Here is a 12,246-nt window from a genome sequence, read left to right as displayed (position 1 = left end):
CTACTTCGGCTGCATCCGAAGGGCACCGTCGAGACGGATTACCTCGCCGTTGACGTATTGATTCTCGATCAGGAACCGGACGGTCTCGGCGAATTCGCCAGGATTTCCCAGCCGCGAGGGATAGGGGATGGCTGCACCAAGGCTGTCCTGGGTTTCCTTCGGCAGCGCCAGGAGCAAGGGCGTCAGGAATATCCCGGGAGCGACTGTATTGACCCGGATCCCGAAGCGCCCGAGTTCGCGGGCGGCGGGCAGCGCCATCGAGACTATGCCTCCCTTGGAGGCGGAATACGCCACCTGGCCGACCTGCCCCTCGAACGCGGCAACCGAGGCAGTATTGACGATCACGCCGCGCGCACCGTCCTCTCGTTCGTCGGCAACCGCCATCCGCTCCGCCGCCAGCCGCATCATGTTGAACGTGCCGACGAGGTTGATGCGGATTACCCGATCGAAATCCGCAAGCGGCAGTGTCCCCTCGCGTCCCAGTATCCGTCCCGCAGCTGCAATGCCGGCACAATTGACGAGAATGCGCAGGCCATCCCCGGCCTTAGCAGCCGTCTCCACGGCCCGCTTTCCATCCTCTTCGTTTGCGACATCGCCGACAAGCGGCACGCCGTCGATGTCGTTCGCAACCTGATGGGCGGCCTTCTCATTCCTGTCGAAGACATGAACGATCGCTCCTTGAACGGCGAGCAGTCGCGCGGTCGCCTCGCCCAGTCCGGATCCGGCACCGGTGACGATGACGCTCGATCCTTCAATCTTCATGCCGCAAGCTCCTTGTCTGCCCGGAGGACGTCCCGACCATCGTTGTAGAGAGCCTCGACGAGCTCACCACGATGCGCAAGAACGGCCCGCTGGTTGATCGATCCCTTGTCTGTCACCTCACCCTTTTCGAAGCGCAGCGGCTCACGCATCAGCATGACACGCATCACACGGGTTGCCGAACCGCTGGCAGCACGCTGATGGTCGCCAAGCTTACCGGCGATCGCCGCCCGCACCGCAGGATGGTCCAGTATCTCCTCGTCGCTCATCCGCGCCTCATCCTCGACCAACGCCCGCAGCGCCGGCATGAACGGTACGAGAAGCGCACCCAGCTCCACACGGTTTTCGCCTGCGATCACAGCATCGCGCACCAGGCCGCCGAACTGGTTGACGAGCTGAGCTCTCAACACGCCAACCGCCACCCAGATACCGGTCTGCAGCTTGAAGTTCTCGGCCGTGCGACCATCAAAGTAAAAGCCCTTGCGCGGATCGCCGGGGCAGGCGAAGCGGACCGCGTCACCGATGCGATAGAAGCCTTCGTCGTCGAAGGCCTCCGCGGTCAGCGTCTCATTGCGCCAGTAGCCGGGGGTGACGTTCGGTCCCTTCAGTCGAAGCTCATATTTGTCGTCGAAGGGAACGAGCTTCATCGTCACGCCCTGTGCCGGAATCCCGATATTGCCCGGCCGATCCTGCGGCTCCGTGCAGAAGAGCGCGAAGGGTGCGGTCTCCGTCGAGCCGATTCCGGTGCACAAGGGCACATGCTGCTGGATCGCGCGCTCGGAGAGCTCAAGCAGTGCGTTCCACGTATGCTGCGCCATACCCGCACCGGCATACATCAGCATCTTGAGATCCTTGAAGAAGCTTTTCCGCAGCGGTTCATCCTCCCGCATGGCTTCAACCAGCATCTCGAACCCGGCCGGAACGTTGAAGTACCATGTCGGCGACACGTCCCGGAGGTTCGCGATCGTCTGGCCGATCAATGCGGGAGCGGGCTTGCCGCGATCGATGTAGTAGGTCCCCCCATTGTAGATCGCGATATTGAAGCACTTGTTGCCTGCCGCGGTGTGGTTCCAGGGCGCCCAGTCGACCAGGACCGGCGGCTCCTCGCGGAAGTACCGATAGCAGTCCGCGATCATTTCCTGGTTCGAGCACAGCATTCTCTGGGTCTGGATCACTGCCTTGGGTGAACCGGTCGTCCCCGAGGTAAAAAGGAACTTCGCCACCGTATCCGGCCCGACGGCATCGAATGCACGGTCGACCTCGGGCCCAGGCTGGGTGCGGAGTATGTCGTTGAACGAGTAGGTGTTCGCCCGTTTGGCCGGAAGATCTCTGACACCTGCGACGGGAAACTCGGAACCGAAAAGCGTATCGACGGCATTGCGGAAGGCATCGATGCTTTCGGCGAACACGAGCCCCGGCGTGACCTGCCGGACGATATCCTCAAGCTTGGCCATACCTGTTGCACTGGTTGCATAGGCCGGCGCGATCGCCGCCGACGGCACGCCGACATGCTGGCCACCGAGCGCCATCAGAGCATGCGCTATCGAGTTTTCCGAGAGGATCAGGAGCGGTCGATCAACGGAAAGGCCGAGATCCAGGAGGAACTGGCCGATGCTGCGGACGCACTTGAGCGCGTCACCATAGCTCACGGTCTGCCAGTCGCCCGTTCCCTCGCGATCCGCCATCCAGACGCGATCGGGCGCCGTGCTGGCCCAGTGTACCAGCCGCTCGTTGATCTTCGACGGGTAAGGACCGAGCTGATCCTCCCGCCAGATCAGGATCTCACCATTCGGACGGTTCTCCCAACGAAGAACGGGGGACCACAGCTGCGCCTCGCGCACGGCTTTGTTGGCCATGACACCTCCTCCCAGAGATTGCTGCCGATTTTTTGTTTACAAGGAAACAATCTCCTCGTAAACAATTATACGAAGAACGGGTGAGCCCGTGACGAGGGAGAAGCGACAGAATGGCCGACCAGCCGGCACGCAATTTCGTCAGCTACGAACTTCAGGGCGAGATTGCGCACATCGGGCTCAACCGGCCCGAAAAGCGCAATGCGATCAGCGACAGCTTCGTGGAGATGATTGCTGATGCGGTCGCACGCGCCGAAAGTGAGGCGAAGGCGGCAGTGCTCTATGGTCATGGCGATCACTTCTGCGCCGGTCTCGACCTCGCCGAACATGTAAAGAAGACGCCCATCGAAGGCGTACGCGGCTCTCGCCGTTGGCACGCCGTCTTCGGCGCAATCGAGCACGGCACCATCCCCTGGATTTCAGCGTTGCATGGCGCCGTGGTCGGCGGCGGCCTCGAACTGGCTGCCTCGACCCATATCCGTGTTGCCGAGCGGTCTGCGTTCTTTGCGCTTCCGGAAGGGCAGCGGGGCATCTTCGTTGGCGGCGGCGGTTCCGTCCGCGTGGCGCGCCTCGCCGGCGCCGCCCGGATGACGGACATGATGCTGACGGGCCGCGTCGCCACTGCCGAGGAAGCCGAACGCTGGAACCTCGTCCAGTATGTCGTCGATACGGGAGACGCGCGCCGGAAAGCGCACGAACTTGCCCTGGCGGCGGCCGGCAATGCGACCATCTCCAACTATGCCGTCATCAATGCCCTTCCGCGCATTCAGGACATGGCGAAGGAGGACGGGCTGTTCGTCGAATCCTTCATCGCCTCCTTTACCGCCACAAGCCCGGAAGCGGAGGAACGGCTTCGGGCCTTTCTCGATAAACGGGCCGCGCGGGTGAAGGCGCCCGGAACGGCGGGAGGCGGCTGATATGGATGTCTCCTCGCGACGTATCGAGAGGGTGAAGCTTGGTGAGCTATCCGGTTCGCTTGGCTTCCTTCTGCGCCTTGCGCAGTTGCGGGCCTTCGAGGAATTTTTCTCCGATCGTGGCCCGCGCGGATTGAAGCCCGGGGAGTTCTCGGTCCTGTGGGTAATCGCGCGCAATCCCGGCATCCGGCAGAGCCTTCTCGGCCAGCGCCTGATGATCAAGCGCGCCCATATGACCAAGTTGATCCGCGTCCTGGAGGATCTCGCACTGGTGTCGCGCCGGACCCCCGAGGCCGACCGCCGGGCCGTGGAGCTCACGCTCACCGCCAAGGGCCGGCAGGCGGTGGAGACGTCGAGCACCGAGTTCTTCTCCTACGAGGAAACGACAGGCGCGCCTTTGAGTAACGGTGAGCGCACGCAACTGATATCGCTTCTGCAGAAGTATGTTGGACTGCGGGAGGGAGAGGCCTAATGAACGTCGATGACCTGATCGCGATCGACATCCACACCCATGCCGAGGAGCCTTGCTGTGGGCCGCGGGATGACGGTTACGACGAGTTCCAGGCCGGGATGGCTCGATACTTCAAGAACCCGGCAGGCGCCAAGGGCATGCTGCCGACGGTCGAGGAGACGGCTGCCTACTACCGCGAGCGCAGGGTCGGCTGCGTCATCTTTCCGGTCGATTCCGAACGCGAGACCGGCTTCCGACGATATGAGAACGAGGAAGTGGCCGAGATTGCCGCGCGGAACGCTGACATCATGATCCCGTTCGCGTCGATCGACCCCGCCAAGGGAAGGCTTGGCGCCCGCGAGGCGCGGCGGCTCGTGCGGGAATTCGGGGTCCGGGGTTTCAAGTTTCACCCCACGATGCAGGCCTTTTATCCGAATGATCGCAGTGCCTATCCGCTTTACGAGGCAATTGCCGAGGAAGGCGCGATTACTCTCTTCCATACCGGCCAGACCGGCGTCGGCGCCGGCATGCGCGGCGGCATGAACATGCGCCTGAAGTACTCGAACCCGATCTATCTCGATGATGTCGCAGCGGATTTTCCCGACATGCCGATCATCCTGGCGCATCCATCCTTTCCCTGGCAGGAGGAGGCCCTGTCGGTCGCGACCCACAAGCCGAACGTCTACATCGACATGTCAGGCTGGTCCCCCAAATATTTCCCGCCGATCCTTGTCCGCTACGCCAACACCATGCTGAAGCACAAGATGCTGTTCGGCTCGGACTGGCCGGCAATTACACCGGACCGATGGCTCGCCGATTTCGAAGGGATCGAGATTCGCGACGAAGTCCGCCCGCTGATCCTCAAGGAGAATGCTCGCAAACTGCTGAAGCTTTAGAACTGCCATCTGCAACATGTTCCAACTGGGAGGGAACGAACATGAGACGCATGCTTGGAATACTGGCGGGAATAGCGGCACTTGCCGCAACCACCGCCGATGCTCGTGAACTTCGCATTGCACCCGGCGCACCGCCGGCGCATCCATCGCACAGCCACCTTTATTCGAAACTGGCGGAACTGCTTCCGGAGGTTTCCGGCGGCAATCTCACGGCCCAGGTTCTGGGGCCCGAAGTCGTCGGCCTCGGGCAGATGAAGGATGGACTCCAGAGCCAGTTGGTCGAGATCGGCAACCTGTTGCCGTTGTACTTCCCCGCCGATCTTCCGAACATGTCGCTTGCCGGCGAGTTGGCTCTCTCCGGTCGCGAACCCCATGCCATGGCAGCGGCGATGACCGAATACATGGTCACCTGCGACACATGCCAGGAAGAGCTGAAGAAGTTCGGCGTGACCTATCTCGGTTCGGGATCGTCGGATGTCTATGCCCTGCTCACCAACAAGCCGGTGCGGACGGCAGAAGACGTCAAGGGACTGAGACTGCGCAGCGGCGGAGCGCCTTTCTCGCGGTGGGCAGAGAACTTCGGTGCTGTTCCCGCCAATATCGGCGTAGGCGACACCTTTGAGTCCATGTCGCAGGGTGTCATCGACGGATCCATGGCGTCGATCGGGGACCTTCTGTCCTTCCGGCTCGTCGAACTGGTGAAGAACATCACCTTCGTGCCGCTGGGCACCTACCACGCCACCTCCGACTTCACCGTCGCCAACACGACTTGGGAAAGCCTGAGCGCGGAGGAGCGCAAGCAACTGGCGACTGCCGCCAATCAGGCCAACGTCATCTTTACCCAGAGGTGGGGTTACGAGATGGCCGCCGAGGCAAAGGACGCCGCCGAGAAGGCCGGCATCGAATTCGTCGAGCCCGATCCGGCATTCGTAGAGGCGGTGGAGGCCTTTGCCGAGGCGGACAAGGAGACGGCTGCAAAAGTGTCTCAGGAACGCTTCGGCTTCGCCGATGCCGCAGAGCGGGTCGCTCGCTTTTCCGACCTCGTCGAGAAGTGGACAGGCATCGTCAAGGAGGCCAACAGCGATCCGCAGGAGATCGCCAAGCGCCTGGACGAGGAAGTCTGGAGCAAGGTCGACTTCGAGACCTACGGCATGTAACGCGCCGTCGCGGGGCTCGTCCCCGCGACCCACCCCCGTCTGACCACTCTCAATGGGATCGGCGATGCTGCTCGTCACCAGGCTCACTGACAGGCTCGCGCGCATGCTCGCCTTCGTTGGCGCAGCGGGCGTGCTCGCGATGATGGTGCATGTCTGCGCCGACGTCGCCTCGCGCGCGATGACCGGCGCCTCGCTGCCCGCAACTGTAGAGGTCGTGTCCTATTACTACATGGTGCTCGTCGCCTTTCTTCCGCTGGCCTGGGTGGAGCGGAAGGAGGGGATGATCTCCGTAGAGCTTCTAGACTTCCTGCTGACGCCACGCATGCGGCGTGTGTCGGACCTCGCCGTCGTCCTTTTCTCCATCACCGTCTATGCGGTCATTGCCTATGCCAGCTGGCTGACCGCGGTAAAGAACTACCAGACCGGCACCTTCGTCATCGCGCTGCAGACGAAGATCATCACCTGGCCAGGTTATTTCCTGCCACCGATCGGCTTCGCGCTCGCCGCGCTGATCATGATCGTACAGCTGTTGAAGATCGTTCGCGGCAAGACAGATGCCGACTGGGGTAGTCCCGAATGAATGTCGAGGTTGGTTTCTACGGCGTCGGCATCCTGCTGCTGCTCCTGCTGTTGCGCGTACCCGTGGCGCTCGCCATGATCGCTGTTTCCTTTGGCGGCATTGCCAGCCTCCTCGGTATCAGGCCGGCGCTCGGCATCGTCACCTCGACACCTTACAGCTTTGTCGCCAGTTGGACGATGAGCGCCGTCCCGATGTTCCTGCTCATGGGCTTCGTCGCCTTTCACGCCGGGCTGACCGCCAGCCTGTTCGGCGCCGCCAAGGCGATCCTGTGGCGGGTACCGGGAGGGCTGGCCATCTCCTCCATCTTCGCCTGCACCGGGTTTGCGACCGTCTCCGGCTCTTCGATCGCCTGTGCGGCCGCCATGGGGCGGATCGCCATTCCGGAAATGGTCGCGGCCGGCTACAGGCCAAGCTTCGCGGCGGGTTCGATTGCAGCGGGCGGAACGATCGGCGCGCTGATCCCCCCGTCCATCCTGATGATCATCTACGGCGTCTTTGCCGAAACCTCGATAACCCAGGTCTTCATCGGCGGCATTGGCGTCGGGTTGTTGACCGCTTTGTTCTATTGCCTGGTGGTGCTGGGTTTCTGGTGGCTGCGACCTGACGTGGTACCACGCAACAGCGCCGGCACCTTCCGCGAAGCCGGCGGGCTGCCGGCAATCTTGAGGATCTGGCCGCTCGCAATCCTCGTGGTTCTCGTGTTCGGCGGATTGTTTTCCGGCTATTTCACAGCGACGGAGGCGGGCGCAGTCGGCGCCGGCGGCGCGATCCTTCTATCGCTGGTGACGGGCAAGCTCACCACGCACGTTCTGCGAACATCACTGCTCGAGACGCTGACGACCTGCGCTTCGCTCTTCATCATCGGCATCGGCGCGTCCATGTTCACCCGCTTCCTCGGGATCACGGGGCTGTCCGGCTTCATCGGCTCCATGGTCGCCGGATCTGAACTCGGCTACGTCGAACTAATGAGCATCATCGTGCTGATCTACCTCGTTCTGGGCATGTTCATGGAACCTTTCGGGGCCATGCTGGTAACGCTGCCGGTTCTGCTGCCGTTACTGAAGGCGGAAGGGATCAGCCTTGTCTGGTTCGGCGTCTTCGTCGTCAAGATGCTGGAGATCGGCATGATCACGCCACCCGTGGGGCTGAACGTCTTTGTCATCAGGAACGTCGCGTCCAGCTACGTTACCGTGATCCAGATCTTCCGCGGTATAGTTCCCTTCCTGTTGGCAGACATCCTGGTGGTAGCGGTGGTGATAGCCTTTCCCGGCATCATCCTCAGCTTGCCGCTTCTCTTGCAGTAAAAGCACGCGGGGGACGACTTCTAGCGGAATGCTCGCCACGCAAGGCGCTCGCTTCCTCGGAACGACTGCAACGGTCTCACCGCAGCCCGCACTTCATGCGAAGCGTGCCCCTACGGCTGGCGGCAAGCCGCCTTCAGATTGGCATCGTCCGCCGGCAGGTCGATCCACTGCGCACCCGTAACCGAGCCGTCATCGGCGATCGATACGTCATTGCCGACGAGGTCGGCGCGGCGGTTATTATCGCAGTCGAAAACAGCCTTGATCACGGTCGTCTGCTGCCAGCGTGCGGCCAGAATCATCGACACCATGACCTGGCCGGGCTGTTGCGGATGCCGCTTGGCGGTGGAGGTTTCGACCGCGGTGAACCGCGTGGTCAGCGGGCGGATATAGGACCACGGCCTCCAGATGGCGCGCTCCGTGTTCGACCACGTCACCACCACGGACTGCGGGAACGAATTCCGCATCCGGTCGAACCAGCTATACTCGCTCCAGATGGCATAGGAGATCATCCCGAGGCCAGCCGCGGCGGGGACGATCCATTTCGGCAGCCGTCCCCGGCTGATCCATCTCACGCTCATGGCGATACCGGCCAGTGCCACACCAGCCACCACGGCGGCAATCAACTCGAACAACATTTCCGACTTCTTCCTTTACACCGGAGCGCTTCCAGAATTGGCGAGCGCAGACTGCATGGTCCGCACCACCACGAAGGCGTCTCGCAAGTGCGACCTCTCGAAATCTCCGAACTCATAGGGTCCGAGATAATTGTTTGGCCTTTCGCCAGCCTTGATCTGGTTTGCTTGGTTGCGCAGCCTGAAGTCGGCGATCAGATCATAGGCGGCAATCAGATCCCGCCCTCCGGCGCTGGAGATAATCCCCACCTCCTCGGCCGCCAGCAGGCGCGCGCGGGTGTTGACGGGTGTCAGCCGTCCCGTCAGCGCATAGACACGGGCAAGGTCAATCACTGGAACGACGCCACTGTGCTTCATGTCGATCTGGTTGCGATTCTCACCCACCCGGACGGTCGCAAATCCTCGCAGCAAGCCGAGCGGCGGCGCATGCTTCAGCGAATTGCTGATCATGTGAGCGACGAATAGCGAGTTCCGGCTCGCCTGCGCCAGGGTCTCGGCCTGCAGGTCCTGGTAGAGCTTCGCTTCCCCAACGATCGGTCGCAGGTCGAACATGACGCTCGCCAGCATCTGCGCCATCGGCTCCGGCTCCCGAATCCAACTCCCGAAATATCCCCTCCACACGCTGACCGGCTGGCACCACCGGCGATTGGTGGCCATCATGTCGCCGGGGCAGAAGAAATAGCCGCAGGCATCCAGGTTATGGCTGACGAAGCGGGCAAGCTTTTCGAACCACGGTCGCTGGCTTTCCTGGAAACGGTCGTCAATGAAGATGCAGTTGTCCTGGTCGCTGACGCCCGTCTGTTCCTGGCGGCCCTGGCTGCCACAGGCAAGCCACAGATAGGGGACTGGGGGTGGGCCGAGATCCGCTTCCGCGAGCGCTACAAGTCGGCGCGTCACCGCATCCGTGATGTCCGTGATCAGTCGCGTGACGACGTGATGTGCATTGTTGCCCCCAACCAACTGAACCAGCAGCTGCGGTATCTTCGCCGTCACCGCGCGAAGCTCGGCCACGCCCTCCGCATTGGCAATCTCCCGGATAAGGATTGCGGAGGAGAGCGCCTGGAAACGGGTCAGGTCCGTCTGCGTGATCATTCCCCTCAGGCGCTCACCGCTGACGATCGGAAGGTGGCCGATCTTCTTCTCCAGCATCAGATTGAGAACATCAGACCCCAGGTGGTTTTCCGAGAGGGTTAGCGGCTCCGCGGTCATGATCGCGCCAACCTTCGTGCTGATCGGATCAAGCCCCTGGGCAAGGACGCGAGAGGTCAGGTCGCGGGTCGTCACCAGACCGACAAGGCGGTCGCCATCGACGACGCCAAGGCTCGATACCCTTCTGTCCCGCATGATCTCGGCGGCTTGGCGTACGCTGTCTTCGGGCGAACAGGTGAGCGGCGGCGCCGACATCAGTTCTCCGACTTTCCGCATCGTCACGTCAGCCCGTCGAAGGTCGGTGGTGCGTCCGCGGGTGAAGAAGCGGGCATAGACAGGCTGTTCCAGCATCAGCCTCTTGAACTCGGCCGTGGGCAGAACAAGCAGGATTGCATCTGACAGCGCATTGGCGGTCGTCGCGGCGCGTCCATCGGCCATCAGACCGCGTTCGCCGAGGGAGTTTCTAGGGAACAGCTGCGAGATTACCGTGCCGGACGCGTCGCGAACTTCGACGCTACCCTCCATGATGAGGAAGAGACCGGGCAGAGGTTCACCGCGAAAATAGATCTGATCTCCGCCAGATACATGGCGACATTCGAAGCGTGGTATCAGTCTGTCGAGCTCGTCCCGGGGTAGGCTGTCATAGGGATGAACTGTTTGCAGAAATCCCGCTATGTCGTGGGTTTCTACACCCATGAAGCCCTCATCTGGCCGTACCGGCAACCCTCGACTGAAAAAAGAAAGGCGGCAGGGATACTGCCGCCTTCCGAGAGCTTGGCTGTTAGTGGTGGGTCGCCGCACCCGCACCGCGAGGTACGCGGATCGACTCGACGAGATCCTGCACGTGCTGCGGCGGTGCCTGGGTCATCATGGAGACGACATAGGCGGTGCCGAAGTTCAAGAGCGCACCGATCGGGCCAAACGCCGTCGGCGGAATGCCGAACAGGTAGTTTGCCGGGACGTTCTCCAGCATGTTCGTACCGGGGATGAAGAACCAGCCCAGATAGGCGAACAGATAGAGGCAGGTCACAATCAGACCGACGAGCATGCCGAGCGTGGCGCCGATTGAGTTGATGCGCTTCGAGAAGATGCCCATCATCAGGACCGGGAAGATGCTTGCTGCGGCAAGGCCGAAGGCGAGTGCCACCGTCTGTGCAGCGAAGCCCGGCGGGTTGAGACCCAGCAGGGTTGCCACAAGGATTGCGCCAGCCATCGAAATACGCGCGACCAGCAACTCACCCTTTTCCGAGATGTTCGGAACGAGCCAGTCCTTGACCAGATCGTGACTGACCGCAGACGAGATGGCGAGCAGAAGGCCGGCAGCCGTCGACAGAGCGGCTGCGAGACCGCCTGCTGCGATGAGGCCGATGACCCAGCCCGGAAGCTGTGCGATTTCCGGGTTTGCGAGAACCAGGATGTCGTTGTTGATGGTCAGCTCGTTGCCGGACCAGCCACGCTGCGTTGCGGTTTCGGTGAAGCCCGCAGCCGTGTCATTGTAGTACTGGATTCGGCCGTCGCCGTTCTTGTCCTCGAACTTGAGAAGACCGGTTGTTTCCCAGTTTCGCATCCAGTCCGGACGCTGCTCGTATTCAACTGCCTGCTCCTGCGGGCCGTTCGGGAAGATGGTGTCGATGATGTTGAGGCGCGCCATGGCACCGACGGCCGGAGCCGTGAGGTAGAGAAGCGCGATGAACACCAGCGCCCAGCCAGCCGACCAGCGGGCATCTGCCACCTTTGGAACGGTGAAGAAGCGGATGATGACGTGCGGAAGACCGGCCGTACCGATCATCAACGACAGGGTGAACAGGAACATGTTCAGCATGCTACCCTGAGCGGTATAGGCATTGAAGCCAAGGTCGGTGACCACCTGGTCCAGCTTCTGCAGAAGCGGCAGGCCCGATTCTGTGTGGGTGGAGAACAGGCCGAGCCAAGGCATCGGATTGCCCGTAAGCTGCAGCGAAATGAAGATCGCCGGGATCGAGTAGGCGATGATCAGTACGACGTACTGGGCCACCTGCGTGTAGGTGATGCCCTTCATCCCGCCGAGAACGGCATACACGAAGACGACGGCGGACGCGATCCACAGACCGGTCGAGACGTTGACTTCGAGGAAGCGCGAGAAGGCGACGCCGGCACCGGTCATCTGGCCGATAACATAGGTGACCGAGATGATGATGAGGCAGATCACAGCCACGAGGCGAGCCGACTGGCTGTAGAAGCGGTCGCCGATGAACTGCGGCACCGTGTACTTGCCGAACTTGCGCAGGTACGGTGCGAGCAGGAGGGCAAGGAGGACGTAGCCGCCGGTCCAACCCATGAGATAAGTGGAGTTGGCGTAGCCGACGCCGGCGATGAGGCCAGCCATCGAGATGAAGGATGCGGCCGACATCCAGTCGGCGGCCGTGGCCATGCCGTTCATGACCGGATTGACGCCGCGGTTGGCGGCATAGAACTCCGCCGTGGTACCGGCGCGAGCCCAGATCGCGATGCCGATGTAGAGCGCGAAGGACGCGCCTACGATCAGCAGATTGAGTGTATACTGGTCCATTAT

The 12,246-nt window shown here is 62.0% G+C and carries 11 protein-coding genes; 6 read left to right on the top strand and 5 right to left on the bottom strand.

Features of this window, described 5'->3' with window-relative positions; all coding sequences use genetic code 11:
• Entirely contained in the window at positions 1 to 762 is a 762-nt protein-coding gene (locus ACEPP2_RS17750; RefSeq protein ID WP_395517369.1) for an SDR family NAD(P)-dependent oxidoreductase, read from the bottom strand.
• Entirely contained in the window at positions 759 to 2,615 is a 1,857-nt protein-coding gene (locus tag ACEPP2_RS17745; protein WP_395517368.1) for a feruloyl-CoA synthase, read from the bottom strand. The genes ACEPP2_RS17750 and ACEPP2_RS17745 overlap by 4 nt, the downstream gene beginning before the upstream one ends.
• Positions 2,616 to 2,725: 110 nt before the next feature.
• Between ACEPP2_RS17745 and ACEPP2_RS17740 the strand changes: the two genes are divergently transcribed.
• From ACEPP2_RS17740 to ACEPP2_RS17715, 6 genes are all read left to right on the top strand, one after another.
• Positions 2,726 to 3,529: a crotonase/enoyl-CoA hydratase family protein gene (locus ACEPP2_RS17740; RefSeq protein WP_281978587.1), complete on the top strand. Its 804-nt coding sequence runs from the start codon at positions 2,726 to 2,728 to the stop codon at positions 3,527 to 3,529.
• Between the two features lies 1 nt (position 3,530).
• Positions 3,531 to 3,998: a MarR family winged helix-turn-helix transcriptional regulator gene (locus ACEPP2_RS17735; protein ID WP_395517367.1), complete on the top strand. Its 468-nt coding sequence runs from the start codon at positions 3,531 to 3,533 to the stop codon at positions 3,996 to 3,998.
• On the top strand, positions 3,998 to 4,873 hold the full coding sequence (locus tag ACEPP2_RS17730) for an amidohydrolase family protein (RefSeq protein WP_395517366.1): 876 nt from the start codon (positions 3,998 to 4,000) through the stop codon (positions 4,871 to 4,873). Before ACEPP2_RS17735 ends, ACEPP2_RS17730 begins: the two co-directional genes overlap by 1 nt.
• Before the next feature lie 41 nt (positions 4,874 to 4,914).
• A complete protein-coding gene (locus tag ACEPP2_RS17725) occupies positions 4,915 to 6,030 on the top strand; it encodes a C4-dicarboxylate TRAP transporter substrate-binding protein (protein ID WP_395517365.1) in 1,116 nt (371 codons plus the stop codon).
• A 64-nt stretch (positions 6,031 to 6,094) separates the two neighbouring features.
• The gene (locus ACEPP2_RS17720) at positions 6,095 to 6,610 is read left to right on the top strand and encodes a TRAP transporter small permease (protein ID WP_395517364.1); all 516 of its coding nucleotides are present in this window, start codon (positions 6,095 to 6,097) and stop codon (positions 6,608 to 6,610) included.
• Positions 6,607 to 7,914, top strand: a complete 1,308-nt coding sequence (locus tag ACEPP2_RS17715) for a TRAP transporter large permease (RefSeq protein ID WP_281978592.1) — start codon at positions 6,607 to 6,609, stop codon at positions 7,912 to 7,914. The genes ACEPP2_RS17720 and ACEPP2_RS17715 overlap by 4 nt, the downstream gene beginning before the upstream one ends.
• 110 nt (positions 7,915 to 8,024) lie before the next feature.
• On the opposite strand, the gene ACEPP2_RS17710 is transcribed toward ACEPP2_RS17715, so the two are convergent.
• The 3 genes from ACEPP2_RS17710 to ACEPP2_RS17700 form a co-directional block, all read right to left on the bottom strand.
• A complete protein-coding gene (locus tag ACEPP2_RS17710; RefSeq protein WP_152339129.1) occupies positions 8,025 to 8,549 on the bottom strand; it encodes a hypothetical protein in 525 nt (174 codons plus the stop codon).
• Between the two features lie 15 nt (positions 8,550 to 8,564).
• Positions 8,565 to 10,391 (bottom strand): DUF294 nucleotidyltransferase-like domain-containing protein, encoded by a 1,827-nt coding sequence (locus ACEPP2_RS17705; protein WP_395517363.1) that lies wholly within the window; start codon positions 10,389 to 10,391, stop codon positions 8,565 to 8,567.
• A gap of 85 nt (positions 10,392 to 10,476) precedes the next feature.
• A complete protein-coding gene (locus tag ACEPP2_RS17700) occupies positions 10,477 to 12,243 on the bottom strand; it encodes a sodium:solute symporter family protein (protein WP_152339127.1) in 1,767 nt (588 codons plus the stop codon).
• Between the last annotated feature and the right edge of the window lie 3 nt (positions 12,244 to 12,246).

The sequence above is a fragment of the Pseudorhizobium flavum genome (assembly GCF_044142885.1).
Classification (GTDB): Bacteria; Pseudomonadota; Alphaproteobacteria; order Rhizobiales; family Rhizobiaceae; genus Neorhizobium; species Neorhizobium flavum.
The sequence above is the reverse complement of the archived record's forward strand: the minus strand, read 5'-3'. Positions and strand labels throughout refer to the sequence as shown.